Annotated in this window: 20 protein-coding genes; 9 read left to right on the forward strand and 11 right to left on the reverse strand. The window is 64.8% G+C overall.

Going from position 1 to position 19,338, the window contains the following annotated elements; genetic code table 11:
- Positions 1-2 precede the first annotated feature (2 nt).
- A complete protein-coding gene (locus ACIBI6_RS19360) occupies positions 3-581 on the forward strand; it encodes a carboxymuconolactone decarboxylase family protein (protein WP_364341264.1) in 579 nt (192 codons plus the stop codon).
- Here the strand turns inward: ACIBI6_RS19360 and ACIBI6_RS19365 are convergent.
- Both ACIBI6_RS19365 and ACIBI6_RS19370 read right to left on the reverse strand, forming a co-directional pair.
- A complete protein-coding gene (locus ACIBI6_RS19365) occupies positions 554-2,578 on the reverse strand; it encodes an ArnT family glycosyltransferase (RefSeq protein WP_396957255.1) in 2,025 nt (674 codons plus the stop codon). The genes ACIBI6_RS19360 and ACIBI6_RS19365 overlap by 28 nt on opposite strands.
- 108 nt (positions 2,579-2,686) lie before the next feature.
- Entirely contained in the window at positions 2,687-3,883 is a 1,197-nt protein-coding gene (locus tag ACIBI6_RS19370; RefSeq protein WP_396957256.1) for a hypothetical protein, read from the reverse strand.
- Between the two features lie 199 nt (positions 3,884-4,082).
- On the opposite strand from ACIBI6_RS19370, the gene ACIBI6_RS19375 reads away from it, so the two are divergent.
- From ACIBI6_RS19375 to ACIBI6_RS19385, 3 genes are all read left to right on the forward strand, one after another.
- The gene (locus ACIBI6_RS19375) at positions 4,083-5,003 is read left to right on the forward strand and encodes an alpha/beta fold hydrolase (RefSeq protein WP_364341258.1); all 921 of its coding nucleotides are present in this window, start codon (positions 4,083-4,085) and stop codon (positions 5,001-5,003) included.
- Positions 5,004-5,121: 118 nt separating this feature from the next.
- Positions 5,122-6,243, forward strand: coding sequence for a metallophosphoesterase (locus ACIBI6_RS19380; RefSeq protein ID WP_396957257.1), 1,122 nt, complete (start codon positions 5,122-5,124; stop codon positions 6,241-6,243).
- 32 nt (positions 6,244-6,275) lie between these two features.
- Positions 6,276-7,454 carry a permease gene (locus tag ACIBI6_RS19385; protein ID WP_364341254.1) on the forward strand — a complete coding sequence of 393 codons (1,179 nt, stop codon included), beginning with the start codon at positions 6,276-6,278 and terminating at the stop codon, positions 7,452-7,454.
- 111 nt (positions 7,455-7,565) lie between these two features.
- On the opposite strand, the gene ACIBI6_RS19390 is transcribed toward ACIBI6_RS19385, so the two are convergent.
- On the reverse strand, positions 7,566-8,144 hold the full coding sequence (locus tag ACIBI6_RS19390) for a TetR/AcrR family transcriptional regulator (RefSeq protein WP_364341252.1): 579 nt from the start codon (positions 8,142-8,144) through the stop codon (positions 7,566-7,568).
- A 101-nt stretch (positions 8,145-8,245) separates the two neighbouring features.
- Here ACIBI6_RS19390 and ACIBI6_RS19395 point away from each other — a divergent pair, with 101 nt between their 5' ends.
- Positions 8,246-9,553 carry a family 1 glycosylhydrolase gene (locus ACIBI6_RS19395; RefSeq protein WP_396957258.1) on the forward strand — a complete coding sequence of 436 codons (1,308 nt, stop codon included), beginning with the start codon at positions 8,246-8,248 and terminating at the stop codon, positions 9,551-9,553.
- On the opposite strand, the gene ACIBI6_RS19400 is transcribed toward ACIBI6_RS19395, so the two are convergent.
- The 3 genes from ACIBI6_RS19400 to ACIBI6_RS19410 are packed head-to-tail and all read right to left on the reverse strand — an operon-like array spanning position 9,537 to position 12,957.
- The gene (locus ACIBI6_RS19400) at positions 9,537-10,466 is read right to left on the reverse strand and encodes a hypothetical protein (RefSeq protein ID WP_396957259.1); all 930 of its coding nucleotides are present in this window, start codon (positions 10,464-10,466) and stop codon (positions 9,537-9,539) included. The two genes, ACIBI6_RS19395 and ACIBI6_RS19400, sit on opposite strands and share 17 nt — an antisense overlap.
- Positions 10,463-11,911 (reverse strand): pyridoxal phosphate-dependent aminotransferase, encoded by a 1,449-nt coding sequence (locus ACIBI6_RS19405; protein ID WP_364341246.1) that lies wholly within the window; start codon positions 11,909-11,911, stop codon positions 10,463-10,465. Before ACIBI6_RS19405 ends, ACIBI6_RS19400 begins: the two co-directional genes overlap by 4 nt.
- Positions 11,908-12,957, reverse strand: a complete 1,050-nt coding sequence (locus ACIBI6_RS19410) for a helix-turn-helix transcriptional regulator (RefSeq protein ID WP_364341244.1) — start codon at positions 12,955-12,957, stop codon at positions 11,908-11,910. The genes ACIBI6_RS19405 and ACIBI6_RS19410 overlap by 4 nt, the downstream gene beginning before the upstream one ends.
- A 403-nt stretch (positions 12,958-13,360) precedes the next feature.
- Here ACIBI6_RS19410 and ACIBI6_RS19415 point away from each other — a divergent pair, with 403 nt between their 5' ends.
- Complete coding sequence (locus ACIBI6_RS19415) at positions 13,361-13,693, forward strand: hypothetical protein (RefSeq protein WP_364341242.1); 333 nt, start codon at positions 13,361-13,363, stop codon at positions 13,691-13,693.
- A gap of 143 nt (positions 13,694-13,836) precedes the next feature.
- On the opposite strand, the gene ACIBI6_RS19420 is transcribed toward ACIBI6_RS19415, so the two are convergent.
- Positions 13,837-14,235: a MerR family transcriptional regulator gene (locus ACIBI6_RS19420; RefSeq protein WP_364341240.1), complete on the reverse strand. Its 399-nt coding sequence runs from the start codon at positions 14,233-14,235 to the stop codon at positions 13,837-13,839.
- Between the two features lie 46 nt (positions 14,236-14,281).
- Between ACIBI6_RS19420 and ACIBI6_RS19425 the strand changes: the two genes are divergently transcribed.
- Positions 14,282-15,217: an alpha/beta hydrolase gene (locus ACIBI6_RS19425; RefSeq protein WP_396957260.1), complete on the forward strand. Its 936-nt coding sequence runs from the start codon at positions 14,282-14,284 to the stop codon at positions 15,215-15,217.
- A gap of 9 nt (positions 15,218-15,226) precedes the next feature.
- Here ACIBI6_RS19425 and ACIBI6_RS19430 read toward each other — a convergent pair whose 3' ends face one another.
- Entirely contained in the window at positions 15,227-15,994 is a 768-nt protein-coding gene (locus ACIBI6_RS19430) for a hypothetical protein (protein ID WP_364341237.1), read from the reverse strand.
- Positions 15,995-16,052: 58 nt separating this feature from the next.
- On the opposite strand from ACIBI6_RS19430, the gene ACIBI6_RS19435 reads away from it, so the two are divergent.
- Positions 16,053-16,271, forward strand: coding sequence for a hypothetical protein (locus tag ACIBI6_RS19435; RefSeq protein ID WP_396957261.1), 219 nt, complete (start codon positions 16,053-16,055; stop codon positions 16,269-16,271).
- Between the two features lie 15 nt (positions 16,272-16,286).
- Here ACIBI6_RS19435 and ACIBI6_RS19440 read toward each other — a convergent pair whose 3' ends face one another.
- A complete protein-coding gene (locus tag ACIBI6_RS19440; RefSeq protein ID WP_364341233.1) occupies positions 16,287-16,436 on the reverse strand; it encodes a hypothetical protein in 150 nt (49 codons plus the stop codon).
- Between the two features lie 198 nt (positions 16,437-16,634).
- Positions 16,635-17,555 (reverse strand): LysR substrate-binding domain-containing protein, encoded by a 921-nt coding sequence (locus ACIBI6_RS19445; protein ID WP_364341231.1) that lies wholly within the window; start codon positions 17,553-17,555, stop codon positions 16,635-16,637.
- Between the two features lie 86 nt (positions 17,556-17,641).
- Between ACIBI6_RS19445 and ACIBI6_RS19450 the strand changes: the two genes are divergently transcribed.
- The gene (locus ACIBI6_RS19450; RefSeq protein ID WP_364341229.1) at positions 17,642-18,976 is read left to right on the forward strand and encodes an aspartate aminotransferase family protein; all 1,335 of its coding nucleotides are present in this window, start codon (positions 17,642-17,644) and stop codon (positions 18,974-18,976) included.
- A gap of 3 nt (positions 18,977-18,979) precedes the next feature.
- Here ACIBI6_RS19450 and ACIBI6_RS19455 read toward each other — a convergent pair whose 3' ends face one another.
- Positions 18,980-19,321, reverse strand: a complete 342-nt coding sequence (locus ACIBI6_RS19455) for a hypothetical protein (RefSeq protein WP_364341227.1) — start codon at positions 19,319-19,321, stop codon at positions 18,980-18,982.
- Between the last annotated feature and the right edge of the window lie 17 nt (positions 19,322-19,338).

The raw sequence follows: 19,338 nt of genomic DNA on the forward strand, positions 1-19,338 counted from the left end.
CGATGACCACCCGAATCGCCCCAATGCGCCCGCCCTACGCACCGGAGATCGATGCGCAACTGAAGAAGTGGATGCCGCCGGAAGCCGCATTCGAGCCACTTGCACTGTTCCGCACGCTCGCCGTGCACGACGAACTCTTCTCGCGAATGCGGCCACTCGGCGCCGGAATTCTCGGCCACGGCCGAGTGCCGCCGCGCGAGCGCGAGATCGTCATCCATCGCACCTGCGCTCGGGCGGGCGCCGAGTACGAATGGGGCGTGCACGCGGTGGTCCAGGGTCCGGCCGTCGGCCTGACCACCGTCCAAATCGACGCCGCCGCAAGCGGTCCGGCCGACGATCCGGCCTGGACCGCAGCGGACAGCATGCTCGTTCGACTGGCAGACGAACTGCACGACACCGGGGATATCTCCGATGCCGTCTGGACACGGCTGGCCGAACGCTACGAGGACGACCAGATCCTGGAGCTGATCATCATCGCGGGTTGGTATCGCTTGCTCAGCACCGTAATCAACAGTGCCCGAATCGAATTAGAACCCTGGGCGCGGCGGTTTCCTCAGTTCGGTGTCGCGGCCAGGTCGTAGACCGCGACATTGCCGATGTGGACAGCCCGGTAATGCGCGGCGACCCAATCGCCGATGTCCTTGTTGCCGATTGGTCGCCACGGCTCGTCTTCCGGAGCCGGTGGCGCGGCATCGCCTTGGTCGCGCACGCGCCAGGAATCGGGCAGTTGAACCTCCTGTGCCAGGTAATAGCGGACCTCGTGGGTGCGGACCAGCTCCTGGAACTGGTCGAGGGTTGGCACCGGGTCCTCGGAGGTGAAGCCGCCGATCGCGATAACGGCTGTGCGGCTGGCCAATTCGAGGGTGGCCGCGGTCGAGGAGCGGTCCACGGCCGCCGACCAGCGGGTCGTGGTGTCGCTCAGCATGCTGACAACTTGCGGCTCCGCGAAGTTGCCGCCCATGATCCGGCCCATCGGGGATTGCTGCTGGGAATCGGGTTTGCGCGCCTTGGCCGGGCCGACCGTCGGGCCGCCGCCGGTATGCGACTGCGGCAGCGTCGCCACCGCATATGCCGTCGAACCGCCCAGACCGGCGATGACGCCCGCGATCACCAGCACCGAGGTCACCCGGTCCCGTAGGCGCCGCCGCCCGGCGGCCAGAACCGATGCGACGACCAGGCCGACCGCAGCGAGCACCGAGACCGCGATAATCGTCCAGCGCAACCACAGCTGCCAATCCGAATTCCGCTGCAGCACAACGAATGCCCAAACACCAGCAGTGAGAATGAGTACGGCGGAACCGATTCGACCGAAGGTGTCGGCACGGCGACGCCACATTTCGTGCACACCGAGTGCGAACATTCCGGCCACGGCGGGCCCGATCGCCAGGGTGTAGTAGGCGTGCATGCCGCCCTTCATGGTGGAGAAGGCGAGGCCGTCGATGATCAGCCACAGGCCGAAGGTCAATGCGGCGCCACGGACCAGATCGGTGCGCGGTGCGCGCCACCGCGATGCCAGCACCAGGACGAAGGCGAGGATCGCCGCGGGCAGCAACCAGGAGATTTCATAGGCGATTTCACCGGTGAACAGCCGGTCCGGTCCCGAACCGAACCCGCCGAAGCCCGGTCCGCCTCCGGCATTGTGCGGCATTTCGTAACCGGGCGGCAGCTCGAAGCGGTTGCCGCCCTTGTGGTTGTGGCCGAGGAAGCGGGCGAAGCCGTTGTAGCCGAGCACCAGATCCATGAAGGTGTTATTCGTCGATCCAGCCAGATACGGTCGCGAGGATTCCGGCCACAGTATGGTCAGCAGCACGTACCAGCCGGACGAGACGACCAGCGCGGCCGCCGCGGCCAGTAAATGCCACAGCCGCGTGCGCAGTTCGGTCGGCGCGACGACCAGATAGGCGATGCCCAGTGCGGGCAACACCATCAATCCCTCGAGCATCTTCGCCAGGAATGCGAAGCCCAGCGCGACACCGGCCAGCATCAGCCAGCGCGCACTCGCCTGCCGCAGTGATCGGATCGTGCAGTACGCGCCGGCCGTCATGAGCAGGACCATCACCGCATCCGGATTATTGAACCGGAACATCAACGCGACCACCGGGGTCACCGCGAAGACGGTACCGGCGAGCAGTCCCGCGCCGCGGCTGTGCGCCGCCCTGGTCACCGCGCCATACATCAGCGCGACCGTCGCGACGGCCATGAGCGCCTGCGGTATCAGCATGCTCGCACTGCTGAACCCGAACAGCTGACCGGAAAGTCCCATCACCCACTGCGATACCGGCGGCTTGTCGACCGTGATGAAATTCCCGGGATCCAGCGAGCCGAACAGCAGCGCCTTCCAGTCCCGCGAGCCCGACCAGGCCGCGGCGGCATAGAAGCTGTTGCCCATGTCATTGACGGTGATATTCCACAGATAGGCCACCGCCGTCGCGATCAGTAGCACCGCCAACCCGATGCGCTCCCACCGCCGTATCGGGGGCAGCGCTGTCGCGGGTGCGGGCGGGCTCTTATCGGGTGGGGTCGTATCGGGTGGGGTCGTTGTTTCGGGCAGGGACGCCGGCGCACTGGTCGCTGTCACCTGGGGAGTATCACAGCCGTCCCGGTGGACCCCCTTTGCGTTTCCTGGCAGTCCGCTGTGAGCCTGCCCCCACCCCCTGTGAACATGGGATTCGAGCCGGCTCGGCCGTCAGGTGGCCGGGATTTCGTGTTGGAACCAGTCGAGGATTCGCGGGAGCGCGACGCGGGCGGTGGCGGAGTGGTCGATATCGCCGAGGTCGGTGAGGGTGGCCCGGTCGGTGCGCATGGCTTGCCGACAATGTTCGGCATTGGCGTAGAGCACATTTCGATCGCCGGTGGCGGCGTAGAGGTGGACGGGAACACGCGGCGTCCAGTCGCAGGTGCCGTCGCTGGCGGCCACAGCTTCGCGCGCGGTTCCGGTCGGATCTTGTGCCAGGGCAAGGAACTTCGGCGTCAGCAAGAGTTCGGGGCGCACGGGTAGGGCGGTGCCGATGGTGATCTCGTTCTGCTGTCCGTCGAAGAGCTGTTCGATGCGATCGGCAATGGGTTCCTGGAAGGCATCGGCGGGCCGGTCGTAGAGGTGGTAGATCCGGTTCATCGCGGTGATCCAGTAGGCGAGATAGAAGACCGCGACCGCCGGGAGGACACGACCCTCGATAGCGCCGGGCGTCTCGACGTGCTGGACGTCGTAGGGGCCGCTGATCGGTGCCAGCGCGCCAAGTCCGAAGCCAGGGGTGTCACCGCTCTGTAGCGCCTTGCCCAGCGCCGTCGCGGCCTGGCCGCCCTGGGAGAAACCGGTGACGAGGATATCCGGGTCGAGGTCGCGCTGCTGTCCGGCGGCCACGGTGCGGGCAGCGCGCAGCAGATCGACCGAGGCGCTGACCTCCGAGGGCGCGTGGGTGTAGGGATGTGTGCCCGGGCCTTCGCCGAGGCCGAGGTAGTCCGGCGCGACCGCCGCGTAACCCGCCGCGGCGAACATGATGGTGCGAGCCCGATCGAGGCGGGTGTCGTTCACCGAGGGCGCGTCGCTCTTGCGCACCAGCGTGCCGTGCTCATAGGTGACCACACGCAGCCGCCGAGAATCGGTACGCGGCAGGACGACAAGGCCACTCGCCGTTGTCGGATCGCCCTCCGGAGTGACGGTTCGGTAGACGACGCGGTAGGCATCGACGCCATTGCGTACGGCAGTGCTGATATTCGCCTCGCCCAGATAGGTCGTGGCCTGTTCCGCCGACAGCTGTGCAACCGGCGTGCTGCTGACAACCTCGCCGCGCGCGACCGCCGGTGCCTTATCGGACCCGCATGCCGGGGCCACGAGCAGGGCCGCGGCGAGCAGTGCGATTACCGAACGCGGTGTGCTGCGCATGGATGCGGGTTCCTCTCGAGCGACCACACAGATCATCGTGCCAGCCGCATTTGCGCGACTCGCCAGCCGACCGAGCATATTTGCTCAACATTCGCTGACGTGTTATCAACCAGGGATTGTCAGCCGTTTCGGCCCAGATCACCGAGCCGATGGCGTGTTTCGTTTGCAGGTCCCGGTTTGTGAGCGAAGGAGCGTTGCGGTGTTTGCGAAAAGTTCGCCTCTTGTCCTACCGATTATCGTGCCCGCAGTACTTATCAGCACCCTCTTCGGCTTGCGCGCTCCGGCACACGGCGAGGATGCCCGTCCGGATGGGAGCGTGCCACCGGCCGGCGCCAATGATTGGACCTGCCGCCCGTCGGCGGCGCATCCACAACCTGTTGTCCTGGTGCACGGCACCTGGGGGAATCAGAATTCCTGGGATGTGCTCGCACCACAGCTGAAGGCGCAGGGCTATTGCGTATTTTCGCTGAGTTACGGGCGCGCGATCTCCAGTATCCGAGGTGCGCAACCCGGCGTCTACGGCACCGCGGATATGCGCAACTCGGCCAGGGAAATCGCGGGATTCGTCGCTGAGGTGCGTGCGGCCACCGGTGCACCGAAGGTGGATATCGTCGCACACTCCCAGGGCGGTCCGCTGGCGCGGCAGTTCATGCGCTTCGAGGGCGGTGCGGATCAGCGGAATCCGGCGGATAACAAGGTGGACCATCTGGTCACCATCGCGGCGACCAACCACGGCACCACCGCGGAAGGGCTCGGCTTCCTACTGCCAACCGGCAGTGCGCAGGCGCCGATCCTCGGCCTGATCACGAGATATCTGGGCACGGCAGCGTCACAACAACTGATCGATAGTGAATTCCTGCGCAGCCTCAATGCCGGAGGCGATACCGAGCCCGGAGTCAAGTACACGGTTATCGCCAGCCATCTCGATCGGGTCGTCACTCCACCCGAGGCCACCTTTCTCACCGCCGGAATCGGGGCCACGGTCGACAATATCTGGGTGCAGGACCTGTGCCCGGACGATGAGTTCAACCATGGCGCGCTGCCGGAATCCCCCACCGTCGGCTACGTCGTGCAGAAAGCACTCGATCCGTCGTATGGCGGCCGCCCCTGCCATGGCTGACCTGCCCGAATTCCGGGTACCGACGCACTTGCGTTAACGCTGTTATCGTCGTTAGCACCCATGGTGCTCCGGTGGTGGGACCGTGCGCCGCGCCGTCCCCCGCGAGGAATGAACTTTTGTGAAATACGTTCCGCGTATCGTCCTGTTTCTGGCGATTCCCGCCCTGCTCTTCCTGGTGCCGTGGTGGACCTTGATCGGCGCCACAACCGACGGGCCGCTGTTCTGGCTCGGCTCGGCGGTTTTTCTGGCGGGTTTCGTATGTCTGCCCGCATCGATGTTTCTCGGCCATGGACCGAGGCAGCACGACGCGGCCTCCATTGTGGGCGACACGTTGCTCGGCCTGATGTGGGTGGTATTCAGCTGGTCGGTGATCGGCAATATCGTCGGGCTCGGACTCGCCGCCGGTGGCGTGGACGATCCGGCGCGTTCCAGGATCGTTGCCGCTGGGGTATTCGTGATCGCCGCCGCGCTGTCGGTGTGGGGTGTGATCGAGGCGCGCCGGGTGCCTCGGGTCCGCACCCTTGATGTCGCGATCCGCGGGCTCGGACCCGCACTCGACGGACTGCGCATGGTGGTCATCACCGATACCCACTACGCCGCGCTGGACCGGTTGCGGTGGTCGGAGAAGGTCGTCGATGTAGTGAACGCCCAGCAGCCCGATATCGCCTGCCACGCGGGCGATCTCGCCGACGGTTCGGTCGAGAAGCGGCATCCGCAGGTCGATCCGCTCGGCAAGATCGAGGCTCCGCTCGGCCGGTTCTACATCACCGGCAATCACGAATACTTCGGCGACGCGCCGGGCTGGATCGAGCATATGACCTCGATCGGCTGGCAGCCGCTGCACAACCAACACGAGACGATCACCCGCGGCGGCGACCGGCTGGTGCTGGCGGGCATCGACGACCCGACCGGCGTCAGCGTGCCCGGGCACGGGCCCGACCTCCCCGGCGCCCTCGCGGGGGCCCCGGACGCACCGGTCGTCCTGCTGGCCCATCAACCCAGGCAAGTTATCGAAGCCGCCGCGGCCGGGGTGGCCCTGCAGATTTCCGGCCACACCCACGGCGGCCAGATCTGGCCCTTCCACTATCTGGTCCGCCTCGAGCAACCGGTAGTCGCCGGTCTCAGCCGCCACGGCGAGCACACCCAGCTCTACACCAGCCGTGGCACCGGGTTCTGGGGTCCGCAATTCCGGGTCTTCGCGCCGAGCGAAATCACCGTCCTCGTCCTCCGCAGCGCCTGAATGAATGTTGCCCGGTAGGGGTATAGCTTCGCGTGGTGAACGCTATCGGGCACGCGCTATCCCTGGCCGGGTCGATGACCTGGGAGATCCTCTGGGCTCTCATTCTCGGCTTCGCGCTGTCCGCCGTCGTGCAGGCGGTGGTGCGTAAGTCGACCATTCTGCGCCTGATGGGCGACGATCGGCCGCGCACCCTCGCCATCGCCGCCGGGCTCGGCGCGGCGTCCTCGTCGTGCTCGTATGCGGCCGTGGCGCTGGCGCGTTCACTGTTTCGCAAGGGTGCGAATTTCACCGCCGCGATGGCATTCGAAATCGGATCCACCAACCTCGTTATCGAACTCGGCGTCATCCTGGCGCTGCTCATGGGCTGGCAGTTCACCGCGGCCGAATTCGCCGGCGGGCCGATCATGATCGTGCTGCTCGCGGTGCTCTTCCGATGGTTCGTGCGGTCCGAGCTCGTCGAGCAGGCGCGTCACCAAGCCGACCGCGGACTCGCCGGATCGATGGAAGGCCATGCCGCCATGGATATGGCGGTCGCCACCGAAGGCTCCTTCATACGACGGCTGCTGTCGCGGCCGGGACTAACGGCCCTCTCGCATGTGTTCGTGATGGAATGGGCCGCGATTCTGCGCGACCTCGTCATCGGACTGCTGATAGCGGGCGCGATAGGCGCATGGGTGCCGGAGACGTTCTGGCAGAACTTCTTCCTCACCGATCATCCACTGCTATCAGCCATTTGGGGACCGATCGTCGGGCCGCTGGTGGCGATCCTGTCCTTCGTCTGCTCGATCGGCAATGTGCCGCTGGCCGCAGTGCTGTGGAACGGCGGCATCAGCTTCGGCGGCGTCATCGCCTTCATATACGCCGACCTGCTGATCCTCCCGATCCTCAATATCTACCGCAAGTACTACGGCCTCCGCATGACCCTCACCCTGCTGGGCACCTTCTACGCCGCCATGGTCGGAGCCGGATATCTCGTCGAAATCCTCTTCGGCACAACAAATCTCGTTCCGACAGAGCGCAACGCCATGGTGATGACGGAAGGCATCCGCTGGAACTACACCACCTGGCTCAATATCGCCTTCCTCTTCCTCGCCGCGGTCTTGGTCACGATCTTCGTACGCACCGGCGGAATCCCGATGTTGCGCATGATGGGCGGCTCCCCCGACACCGAGCACGACCATGACCACCGATCACCGCACGGCGGCAGGTAATCCGTTCGCGGTCACCGCAACCAGCCGGACAACAGCGGCTCATCGTTGTGCTGGCAGCGGGTCGACGTCCCCGACAGTTCGGGGGCGGCGCAGTAACTAGGGTGCGGCGCCTCAGCGCGGCGTATTTCCGATGTAGCGACGCCAGGTCTGTTCGAGTTGGGCGGCCATGTCGATGGTCGGGTCGATCAGCCAGCGGGCCTGGAGACCGTCCGCGAGGGCGAAGAACATGGTTGCGGCGCTGTCGGTGTCGATATCGGTGGGGAGGGTGCCTGCTGTTTGCATCTCGCGCAGCGCGTAGGAGAAGGCTTGGACGCCCAAGCTATAACGTTGCCGCATGTAGTCGTGGGCGGGATGGGTCGGGTCGGAGGCGGCGGCCTGCATGTGGGTGAAAAGTTCGATCAGCCCGGGGACCTCGGTGTTGCGGCGGATCACCTCGATGAAGGCCTCGGGTGCGCAGCCATGCAATGCGGTGGCGACGTCGGATTCGTCGCGCTTGCGCAGCACGGCTATGAACAGTTCCTCCTTCGAGCCGAAGTAGTGCAGCAGCCCGCCCTGGCTCAGCCCGACCGCATCGGCCAGCTCGGCAACGGAGGTGGCCGAATAGCCGCGTTCGGCGATCGTGCGCAGCGCGGCATCGAGGATCTGCTCCCGTCGTTCTATGCCCTTGCCATAGGGGCCCCGTTTCGCCATCGGGTCAGTGTAGGCACGAATCGAGGGTGGTCTTGCCAGCGAAAACCGAGCGTTGTACGTTTTTTGTTCGAGGCAACCTCGACGAACAGGAGCACCATCCGATGCGACTCCGCACCCTCTGTGTGGCCGTTCTGGCCGCCGCACTCCTGCCGAGTTCCCCCGCCTTCGCGCGGCCGGAGCCGCCCGCACAGGTCGCGCCGCTCGACCCGGACTTCCTCTGGGGTGTCGCTGCCTCGGGCTACCAGTCCGAAGGCCATGCGCCGGACAGCAATTGGAGCCGCTATGTCGCGGCGGGCGAAACCGATGACCCGTACCGGGATTCGGTCGGCTTCTACAGCCGCTACGCCTCCGATATCGATCTGGCGGCCGGCCTGGGTGTGAAGGTGTATCGGATCAGCGTCGAATGGGCGCGCGTACAGCCGCGGCCGGGAGTGTGGTCGGAGGAGGGATTCCACTTCTACGACAATGTGATCGGGAAGATCAAGGCCGCCGGTATGCGGCCGATGATCACGCTGGATCACTGGGTGTTCCCCGGTTGGGAGGTCGACCGTGGGGGCTGGCACAACACCGATATGGTTTCGGACTGGCTCGCCAACGCCCGTACGGTCGTCGATCGCTACGCCGCCGACAACCCACTGTGGGTCACCTTCAACGAACCCACCTTCTACGGCGTGAACGAACTGCGCCACGGCGGACTCCAGATCACCGATGTGCCCGGTATGCAGGACCGACTCGCCCTGGCGCACAACGCGATCTACGACCACATCCACCAGGTGCAGCCCGAAGCCATGGTAACCAGCAATGTGGCCTATATCCCGGCGGCCGAGGATGTGGTCAACAAGCCGTTCATCGATAGAATCGCCGCGAAACTCGACTACATCGGCATCGATTACTACTACGGCATATCCCCCGATACCGTGACGGCACAGATCGACAACCTGACGAAGCTCTGGAACAACCCGCTGCAGCCCGAGGGCATCTACTATGCGCTGCAACACTATTCGCGCCAGTTCCCCGGTAAGCCGCTCTACATCGTCGAGAACGGCATGCCCACCGAGAACGGCGATCCGCGCGCCGACGGCTACACCCGCGGCGACGATCTGCGCGACACCATCTACTGGATCCAGCGGGCCGTGGCCGACGGCATGAACGTCATCGGCTACAACTACTGGAGCCTGACCGACAACTACGAATGGGGCAGCTACACACCACGTTTCGGCCTCTATACCGTGGATGTGCTGACCGATCCGACGCTCACCCGCAAGCCCACCGACGCGGTGCCCGCCTACACCGCGATCACCCGCAACAGCGGTGTTGCCGGCGATTACCGCCCGCCTCGGGCACCCCGGCCATGCTCACTGGTCGACGCCGCAGCCAGCTGCACCGACCCGGTCACGGTTCCGCGCTGAACGCAATCCGGCTTTTCAGCAGGGCTGCGGTGGCTGCGCTGTAGGCGTGACTGGCTTCCACTGGCCGCAGGGTCGGGTAGTTCGACCGATGCGTGACGATCACGCCGTTCGGGAGGGTTATGGTGCGATCCGGAACGGTGGCGACGCAATTGCCGCCGGATTTGGCGACGAGGTCGACGATCACCGTCCCAGGGCGGAGCGAGTCCAGTGCAGTGGCGTCCAGCAGCATCGGGCCGTGGGAGCCGCGGTGCACGGCGGCGCAGACAATGAGGTCGGGCGGATCGGTGGCGAGGTGGGCGAGAAGTCCATCCGGATTCGGCAGGAATGCCCTGGCACCGCGCAGGACTGCCGCGGATTCCTGCTCCTGGCGGTTACCCATCGCGATCGGCTCGTCGCCGTGGGCGGCCGCTGCGGCTATGGCGGAAAGTCCGGCCTGCCCGCAGCCGAGTATCAAGGCGCGCACGGGCGCCTCGGTCGACAGGAGTTGTCGCGCTTGCTCGTAGGCGACCTCGCCCGCTATCCGGCTCATCGCGGAGAGCGCATCGATATCGGGACGGGAGTGCGGGACGGTTTCATAGCCGACTGACTCGATGCCGCGTGCGCGAAGTGCCGCAATCAGGTCGCGGCGATGCAGCGGGTCCTGGAATCCGATCAGAGTCATACCGGGGCGTACCGAATCCAATTGGTAGGAAGGAGGTTTCACCCACACCACAACATCGCAGCGCGCGAAAATCTCGGTACGCTCGCCCAGTTGCGCCCCAGCGGCCACATAGTCCGCGTCGTCGAACCCGATGGACCGGCCCGCATCGCGCTCCACGATGACCCGCACTCCCGCGAGCCCGCGCACATCCTCCGGTAACAATGCGACACGCCGCTCCTCAGCAGCGGTCTCCCGCAGAACGCCGACAATCATCGTGCCGCAACATGTTCGATGACGAGCAGACCGCGCTCGGCCAGCACCTTGTGATAGGTCAGCCCATTCCGGATCGCGGACAACAACTGTTCGAGCCGGTCGAACAATTCGTCGACCAGATCCGCCGACTCGCGCCCCGGCGCCTTGCGCGGCGCCAGCACATTGAATCGGACACCGCGTCGCTCGGATCCGGTCCGATCCAGGGCGACGCTGTCGATCCCGGCACCAGCGAGCAACAGATCCGCTATCTCCGCACTGGTTTCGACACCTGCCTCGTCGAGGATCGCATCGTCGAAGACGACGGTGAGGAACATGCCCTGTCGACTGCCCAGCGGCCGAATGACTTTCGCGCCGAGGCGAGTATTTATCGCGTCGATGTGGCTGTGCGCGCGATCCAGCTGGTCGAGCATCCGTACACGGTTCTGCGCGAAGTAACTCTCGGGTGTGTGCTCGACAATCGCCCGCGCCAGATGCGTCGACTCGCGCTGGAAGGAAATGGTCAGCCGCTCGCGAATCCTGGCCAGCCAATCGGCGTTGCCCGAACAGGCCGCGCCCAATTTGCACGGACCGAAGGCGTTGTAGCCCTTGGAGTTTCCGGTAATGGTGAGCACCTGGTCGTACAACCGGCGCACGCCGTCGTCGGATGCGATCGCTACCGCGGCGATCGGAATGTGCTGTTCCACCATGCAATCGAAAGCCATATCGCAGATGACCGGTACCCCACTGGCAACCAGCACCCGGCCGATCGCCAGCAACTCCTCGGCCGAATAATCGGTGAACACCGGGTTCCCGGGCAGGGTGAGCAGCACCCCGCACAGTTCATCACGTTCGGCGAAGTAGTCCAGGCAGGATGCCAGCAGGTCCGGGTCGATCTTGAAGGAGTCGTCCGGCGCGACCGGGCAAGCCTCCATCCGCAGACCGTACTTCTCCACATGAATGCCCGAACTCTTGTACAGGCCTTCCGGATACACGATCACACCACCGGGACGGGCCAGCGTCGCGACCGCCTCCTCGAGCAGCATAGTGCTCGAATACGGGCAGACGATGACCTCCTCCGGCGCCACCCGGACTCCAGGTATCCCGTCGACCGGCTGCGCCAATCGCCCGAACAGCTTGTGCGCTGCCAACTCTCGCAATACCAGCGGCTGGCGCTTGTGATAGAGCGTGCCGTCGGCGTATTCGTCCGGCGGTTGGGTATGCATCAGTTCGCGCCATGCCAGATCCAATGCGGCCACGGCACTTTCGGCCAGGGGCAGCCCCGTCTCGCCGTGGTAGGCGTCCAGTACATCCGAATACCTCCGGTGGCCCGTCCCCGCGAACTGCGGTCGCGCACCCAGATGCCGCCGCACTTCCCGCTTCCGCTCCTCGGAGCGATTTGTGCGGGCGGCCAGGCTGGGTGCCGGTGTCCGCCAAGGCAGCCGATCGTTGTCAGCCTGCCGAGTCACGACACCTCACTTTCGAAAGACGGCTCTCCCGGCGCGGTCATCTCGCGCCAACTCTGTTCCAGCGCCGCACGGAACAGATCGCGGCAATCGCCCTCGGTGAGACGTTCATAACCGGCCAGCGCCGGTGATGCGACGATATCGTTGACGACAATGCCCGAACCGGCGAGCTTGAGCTCATAGAGCCGCTCGAACCGGCGCACCGCGAATGCGACATCGTGCTTCAGGGCCGAGAACCGGGTCGCCACGCGCGCCTGCCGGGAATAGTCGTATTCACCGACAGCGACGTACTTTTCGTCGACGATGAGCATGCTCTGCGCATTGCGCGCGTACTCACGCTTGACCAGTACGCTCTCCACACCAGAACGCGCCTGCTTCCACAATTTGTCGTCATAGGGCCAGACATCCTCGATCGTGTCGAGGACATACATGCGTCTCACATCGATTCGGGGCGGATGGGTCGTATCTGCCAGGCGCAGGATAGCGGCGTGATAGTCGTCGCCGACGTCGCCGCCGATGGTGCCCAGGTCGGCGGTGTGGATCGCGCGCACGGACGCCTTGGCCTGCTCGAGGATGATCAGCCAGTCACTGACGGTATTCCATTCCCAGACGGTCGCGCTGCGCGAGGGGATCTGCGCCAGGATTTCCTCGGCGCGCTCCAACTGTCGATCGGCGATCATGCGCAGCGGTTCGATCTCTTCCCGCGCGGAGGTCGCATCAATCAGACTGCCCGCGATGCCGAGTGCCCGCTCGACGAGTTCAGGGTCCTTGCCGAGCAGGACATTGAAGCGCATGCGCAGATCGTGATAGGCGCCGCCGGCGATCCCCTCGGCGATACCGTCGGTCGTGGGCAATTCCTGGCCGAGCGCCAGGCTGAGCCGTTCGCGCAGCGGTAGCGGTGGCACCCGAGTTCCGTTCTCGATCTGCTGGATCAGGCTGCGCGAACAACCAGTCTTGGCCGCGAGTGCGGCCTGGGTGAACCCGCGTTCCGTGCGGAGCCGACGGACCAGATCCCCGACCTGCTCACCGTCCTGCGCTGAGCCAGCCATTCCGCGCCTCCATCCTCACGCTCGGATTTTTCAATGCTCACGATGTGTCATCCGACGACATCATAGCCACGTTACGTCGCAAAACAGCGATAGCAATGTTGGAAGTTTTCTGATTGGTCGCTGGAATGCGCACCAGCGGGCGGATATTGCGCGAAGCGGCTTCGATACCTGTGACCTTGATTGCGCATGGCGTCGTTCAAAGCTGCTCTCGAGGAGCGAATTACGGATACACAACTCCGAATCTGCTTGAAACTAAGCAATATTGATCAAGAAATATCATCAGATAGCTTCTATGCTTAGTTGACATCCAGAAGTGGCGATCCATAGCATTGTTGTCAGCGTCACATCTGATCCGGAGATCGTTTTCCGGGACAGATGGTTTCGATCGACCAAGGGAGGGGTCATGACACTGAGGCTGACCGACTGGTTGATCACCAGCGACATCACCCCCGAAACCGCCCGCTACACCGGCTGCGGCTGGGTTTTGAGCTGGCTGCCCGGCCGAATACTGACACGGACGCAGGCCATGACCGGCATGGTCCTCGACGAGACCCTGAGCGATCCGGATCCCGAAGACTACGTGCTCGCCATGGAAATCGCCGCTATCCGGGCCGCCGACCTCGGCCTCGAATTGGCCAAGGCGGTCGTGCTGCTGCACGCCCGCATCGTCGAACGAGACCGTCGGCAAGCCGGCGCCAACTGCCGCATCGCGGTACCGACCACACCGGCCGCGTAACGGCAGTTGGCGCCGCGGAGGGGTCGGCGCCACCTGACGTCGCGCCGAAACAGGGTCCGGCTGAGTCGTACTCGCCGGGCCCTGTTTCGGGTGGGTCGGCGGCCACCGCCCCAGCGTCGCCCACCCCGTCAGCGAATTTCGGATTACGACCCGCTGCTCGCTGCCCGCACCGAACCGAACGTCTGCTTGAAGTCGGGGCACTCGACCAGCGGTTGGTGGGCGCAGGTGGCGGCATGACGGAGGCTGTCGCGCATGCGAGCGAGTCGAGCGATGTCCTCGTCCAACTGCTGAGCCTTCTTCGCCATATGGCGGCGCAGTTCGGCATCCGCGGGCGTGGCCACGAGGAATCGCGCGATCTGCGCGAGCGTGAAACCCGCTGCGCGAGCACAGGATACGAGCGCCAGGCGGTCGATCACCTCGGGCCGGTAGGTGCGCCGCAGACCGTTGCGTCCGTCGGATTCGATGAGCCCACGCTTCTCGTAGTAGCGCAGCGCAGACGGCGCCAATCCGGACCGCGCGGCCACTTCCGCAATATCGAGCATCATCACTCCTTGACTTGAAGCATGCTTCAAGTCAGACGATAGGCTAATGAGCGAAACAAGAGAAGAGCTGCACCCCCAAGTTCAGGGTTATCTGGACCGTCTCGCCCGTGCCGATTTCGGCTCGGTGCACACGTTCACCGCGGAGCAGGCACGCGAAGGATGGCGCCGACAGATCGCCCTACTCGGCGAACCGGAACCCGTCGCGAATGTCGAGAACCGAACCGTCCCGGGCATAGGCGAGCTCCGTATCTACACCCAGGATGGGGAAGGCCCCTTCCCCGCATTGGTGTTCTTCCATGGCGGCGGCTTCATGCTCGGCGATCTGGACACCCATGACGGACTGTGCCGCAGTCTGGCCAACGGTGCGGAATGTGTCGTCGTCTCGGTCGACTATCCCCTGGCTCCCGAACACAAGTTTCCGGCAGCACCCAACGCTTGCTACAGCGCGACACAATGGGTCGCCGAGCATGCGGCGAGCATCGGTGTCGACGCCACTCGCATTGCCGTTGGCGGCGACAGCGCAGGCGGCAATCTGGCGGCGGTCGTCGCGCACATGGCACGCGACAACGGCGGTCCGGCGCTGATCTTCCAACTGCTGATCTATCCCGATCTCGATTTCCGCAGAACGAATTTCAGCATCACGGAGTTCGCGGGCAAGTACGGCAATATCAGCCGCGACGCCCAGCACTGGTTCATGGACGGTTACCTGAACAATGCCGAGGAGAAACTCGACCCGCGGGTTTCCCCACTGCTTGCCCCCGACCTGGCCGGGCTACCTCCGGCACTGATTGTCACGGCCGAATACGACGCACTGCGCGACGAGGGCGAAGAGTACGGCCAGCGCCTCGAGCAGGCAGGGGTTCCGGTTACGGTCGCCCGCTATCCGGGGATGATCCACGAATTCGTCCGGCATCCCTTCGACGACAGCAAACGTGCCCGGCTCGACGCGGCGACGGCACTGCGGAAGGCATTCGCTCGGTAGCCAATTGCCTCAGGTGTCGTTCGAGGATGCTCGGGAAACGACAATGGGCATTCGCCAGGACAGTCGGAGCGGATTGTCGGAAGCGCGACGCACCAGCAGCCATTGGGCGACGGCCGCCATGGTCGAACCGAGCGAGGTCACCACGGCGAGAAATCCCCAGTGGGTGAGACCGGCGGATGCGTAGTTGGAGGTACCGGTGCCCGGGACGACGAGTTTGCCTCTACCGGTGGCCCAGTTCAGTATCTGTCCGATATGGCCGCCCAGGTCATAGGTGCGACCGGTCATCGCCTTGAGTTCGGCGCCTTTGCCATTGAGATAGATCAGGCAGAAGACGACGAAAAGTGCGGCACATGCCAGCGAAAAGGTCGTCAGGCGGGCAAGGAATTCGGTGCGAAGACGGATGTTCAGCACGATGGCGCAGAGCGCGATGATGATGGCGGCGCTGGCGAGAATGGCCCAGAGGCCGGTGACCGACGGGGTTTTGGGCTTCGCTTGCGACCAGACGTTCAGGTAGTTCGTGGTTATTTCGAGCCGACCGAAGGCATTGGCGGCGACCTTGCCGTCGGGCCCCTGTGCGGTAATCCACGACTGGAACAGCAGGATGAGTGTGGCCGTACTGCCGACCGCGGCCAGTATGTGGCCCCAATAACATCGGAGCGGTCCCAGCCGCGCCCGGAGCTCCGCCAGCTCCGCGGCGCGGCCTTGTGTCTGTCTCGCCCTCGCCGGAGCGGTCCCGTGTCGAGATGTGATAGCTCGGGAGGAGTTCGGCTGCTCCATGAGCTCAGCTTAAGTGGCGAAGAACACGCGAACTCACCTCCAGTGGGAACCTCGATCGGTGGGAACAGATCCGGTAGAGGAAGCCGCGCAACTGGGCGCCGGAGCCGTCCTGGTCTTTGTCTTCGACCGCAAATATGGCGTCTCCGGCGCCCAACCACCCGAGGTCTTCGCCCAAGCACTGGACCAAGCCGGGGCCGATCGAGAACCGGTCATTCAGACCATCAGCGGCACCGACGTCTGCGGGCCGGACGGACGCGAGTTACCCGAGCGAAATTGACCTGCGGCACAGTCCTTATTCGGTTTCATCAGTCGACTTCGCAGTGGGACCGAGCCGCACCACACCGGCGTCGAGATCAATCTCGACGCGCGGACGGTGCACCTGCCCATCGCTGTCCTCGCTGCCTTCATCGGCCAGCTTCTGCCCGGGGAACAGTTCGCCCATAACGCCCATAGTTCGACGATAGCCCTATCAGGTTTGCGCCATATTTCCGAAGTGAGCCCGTCCGCCGGATTACGCGGTTCGCAAGTTCGGCTATGCGCCAGCCATCTAATGTGCGCAGCAGATTCGCTGCGATGACGCCGCCTGCGGTCAAGACAGATTCGAGCATGCTCAGGTGGATGTAGCACCCGAAAGTCGCTGTCACGCTTGAAAAGTCGTCGATAGGCGCGGATCGACCGGCAGCTCACGAATCCGACGCAGCTCCTCGAGCACCAGATTGACGGCGGCACGTGGCGGCGCACCGCGGCGAATCACTGCGGTGATCGTGCGGGTGACGGGATTGGCGAGTTCCCGGGTCGCGACGCGATAGCGTTGATCGACCGCCAAGCCGGGGAGCATGGCGATCGAAAGTCCGGCTTCGACGTGCTGCAGCGTCATCATGTAGTTGCTGAACCGGCAAACCACCCGCGGTTCGAATCCGGATTCGCGGCACAGCCGGGTGGCCAGATTCGCCATATACGACTTCGGCATATCGAATGCCCACGGCTCGTCGGCGTAGGCGGCGAGATCGGCGGGCCCGCGGGCGGCGCGCTCCGGTGGCAGGACGAGCACGATCGGATCGGTGGCCAACGGCACGATATCCACATCCGAGCCGAGCGGATGTTCGACGAAATCGGTTGTGGTGATGATGATGTCGGCGTCGCCGACGCGCAGCGCGGGCATGCTCTCGTGCGGTTCCAGTTCGACCAGTTCGACATCGAGATGCGGATGCGTCTGCGCGAGGCGCGTCACCGCGGGCACGCACAGCGAATGGATGGCGCTCTGGAATGCGCCGAGTCGGACCGACCCGACCGGTTCCTCGCCGAGGCTGCGCAACTCCGCCTCGACGCCGTCCATCTGATCGAGGATGGTCCTTGCGCGGCGGGCCAGCATCAGCCCGGCGGGGGTGAGCCGGACTCGGCGACCGGTGCGTTCGAGCAGCTGGGTGCGGGTTTCGGCCTCCAGCACCGCGAGCTGCTGGGACACGCTGGACGCGCTGAGGTGAGCCGCCTGTGCGACCGCACGGACGGTGCCGAGCGAGTCGAGTTGGCTGAGCAGACGCAGTCGCCAAGGGTTCAACATGGATCCATTGTTGTGCGGCCGAGCCGAACAGCACAGCCGGAAATGTGAGCTGGACCCGATGCTCGGACGACCCTTACCGTCGGAATATGGCCGCCCCCACCTCCGCAGCACTGTCCACCGACGACTTCTGGGCCGATGCCGATCGGCACCTCGTCCGCTATGCGGGCGCTGGCGAATTCACCCGCGAAATCATCACTCGCGCCGCGGGCAGCTTCCTGTACACCGAAAGTGGCAGGGAGATACTGGATTTCACTTCCGGGCAGATGAGTGCGATTCTCGGACACGCACACCCGGATATCGTCGCCACGGTCCGACGCCAGGTCGGTGAGCTCGACCATCTGTTCAGCGGCATGCTGAGTCGCCCGGTCGTCGACCTCGCCCGGCGACTGGCCGAGACCTTGCCCGAACCGCTGGCGAAGGTTCTGCTGCTGACCACCGGTGCGGAGTCGAATGAGGCCGCTATCCGAATGGCCAAGCTGGTCACGGGAAAGCACGAGATCGTGTCGTTCGCGCGCTCTTGGCACGGTATGACGCAAGCGGCGGCGAGTGCCACCTATAGTGCGGGACGCAAGGGCTACGGCCCTGCAGCACCGGGGAATTTCGCCATCCCCGTGCCGCATTCGTATCGTCCCGATTTCACCACGGTCGCCGGCGAACTCGACTGGCGGCGGCAACTCGACTTCGCGTTCGATCTGATCGATGCGCAGTCGGTCGGGAGCCTCGCGGCCTGCCTGGTCGAGCCGATTCTCAGTTCCGGTGGCGTCGTCGAACCGCCACCCGGTTACTTCGCCGCGCTGCGGGACAAGTGTCGCGAGCGTGGCATGCTGCTGATCCTGGACGAGGCGCAAACCGGTCTGTGCCGCACCGGCTCCTGGTACGCATTCGAGCGCGACGGCGTCGTCCCGGACATCCTGACGCTGTCGAAGACGCTGGGCGCGGGACTGCCGCTCGCGGCCGTGATCACCAGTGCCGAAATCGAGCAGCGGGCACATCATCGCGGGTTTCTGTTCTTCACCACCCACGTCTCGGATCCGCTGGTCGCGGCGGTCGGCAATACCGTGCTGGATGTCCTCGTTCGCGACGGTCTCGACGAGCGTGCCGCGGAACTGGGCATGTTTCTCCGTCGCGGCCTGGAGCGAATCGGCCAGCGGCACAGCGTAGTCGGCGATATCAGAGGCCGCGGTCTGCTCGTCGGGTTGGAACTCGTCCTCGACCGCGAAACCAAGCAGGGCTCAGACGAACTCGGCGCATTCGTCACGCGCCGCTGCCTGGAACTCGGCTTGCACATGAATATCGTGCAGCTCCCAGGAATGGGCGGCGTCTTCCGCATCGCCCCGCCGCTGACCACCAGCGAAGACGAACTGGCCCTCGGCCTTTCCATCCTCGACCAAGCCATCGGCGACGCCGTCACCGACGGCTAGAGATCAATTTCCGTTGATACCGGTGGTGAGCCGAACCACGACCTTGTCATCGGTGACGTCCTGCACCGTGGCGCTGAGCCCATTGGCGGGTTGGGTCTGCCCAACCGGAATATCGACCTGCTGACCGCCAACCTTCAACGTGACGGTATTGCCTTTCACCGCAACGAGTTCTGCCTCGACCCCGAGCACACTCGCCTTGGCATTCACCCCACGCTTGAACGTGACCGTACAACCACTGACCTGACACTCGGACTTATACCCGGCCCCTTCGGACGAGCAAGCCGCCCCGGCAAGCGGTATAAGCAGGGCGAACGCGGACAATGCGAGCATCCGTGGCACAGACATGCGGGCCAGTGTAGGTG

Source organism: Nocardia sp. NPDC050412 (genome assembly GCF_044458825.1).
Taxonomy (GTDB): Bacteria; Actinomycetota; Actinomycetes; order Mycobacteriales; family Mycobacteriaceae; genus Nocardia.

What these genes read in the sequence shown, in the direction of transcription:
- ACIBI6_RS19360 (WP_364341264.1), top strand. Translation starts at nt 3, where the DNA reads ATGACCACCCGAATCGCCCCAATGCGCCCGCCCTACGCACCGGAGATC.
- ACIBI6_RS19370 (WP_396957256.1), bottom strand. Translation starts at nt 3,883, where the DNA reads ATGCGCAGCACACCGCGTTCGGTAATCGCACTGCTCGCCGCGGCCCTG.
- ACIBI6_RS19390 (WP_364341252.1), bottom strand. Translation starts at nt 8,144, where the DNA reads ATGGCGAAACGGGGCCCCTATGGCAAGGGCATAGAACGACGGGAGCAG.
- ACIBI6_RS19395 (WP_396957258.1), top strand. Translation starts at nt 8,246, where the DNA reads ATGCGACTCCGCACCCTCTGTGTGGCCGTTCTGGCCGCCGCACTCCTG.
- ACIBI6_RS19400 (WP_396957259.1), bottom strand. Translation starts at nt 10,466, where the DNA reads ATGATTGTCGGCGTTCTGCGGGAGACCGCTGCTGAGGAGCGGCGTGTC.
- ACIBI6_RS19410 (WP_364341244.1), bottom strand. Translation starts at nt 12,957, where the DNA reads ATGGCTGGCTCAGCGCAGGACGGTGAGCAGGTCGGGGATCTGGTCCGT.
- ACIBI6_RS19415 (WP_364341242.1), top strand. Translation starts at nt 13,361, where the DNA reads ATGACACTGAGGCTGACCGACTGGTTGATCACCAGCGACATCACCCCC.
- ACIBI6_RS19420 (WP_364341240.1), bottom strand. Translation starts at nt 14,235, where the DNA reads ATGCTCGATATTGCGGAAGTGGCCGCGCGGTCCGGATTGGCGCCGTCT.
- ACIBI6_RS19425 (WP_396957260.1), top strand. Translation starts at nt 14,282, where the DNA reads ATGAGCGAAACAAGAGAAGAGCTGCACCCCCAAGTTCAGGGTTATCTG.
- ACIBI6_RS19430 (WP_364341237.1), bottom strand. Translation starts at nt 15,994, where the DNA reads ATGGAGCAGCCGAACTCCTCCCGAGCTATCACATCTCGACACGGGACC.
- ACIBI6_RS19440 (WP_364341233.1), bottom strand. Translation starts at nt 16,436, where the DNA reads ATGGGCGAACTGTTCCCCGGGCAGAAGCTGGCCGATGAAGGCAGCGAG.
- ACIBI6_RS19445 (WP_364341231.1), bottom strand. Translation starts at nt 17,555, where the DNA reads ATGTTGAACCCTTGGCGACTGCGTCTGCTCAGCCAACTCGACTCGCTC.
- ACIBI6_RS19450 (WP_364341229.1), top strand. Translation starts at nt 17,642, where the DNA reads ATGGCCGCCCCCACCTCCGCAGCACTGTCCACCGACGACTTCTGGGCC.
- ACIBI6_RS19455 (WP_364341227.1), bottom strand. Translation starts at nt 19,321, where the DNA reads ATGTCTGTGCCACGGATGCTCGCATTGTCCGCGTTCGCCCTGCTTATA.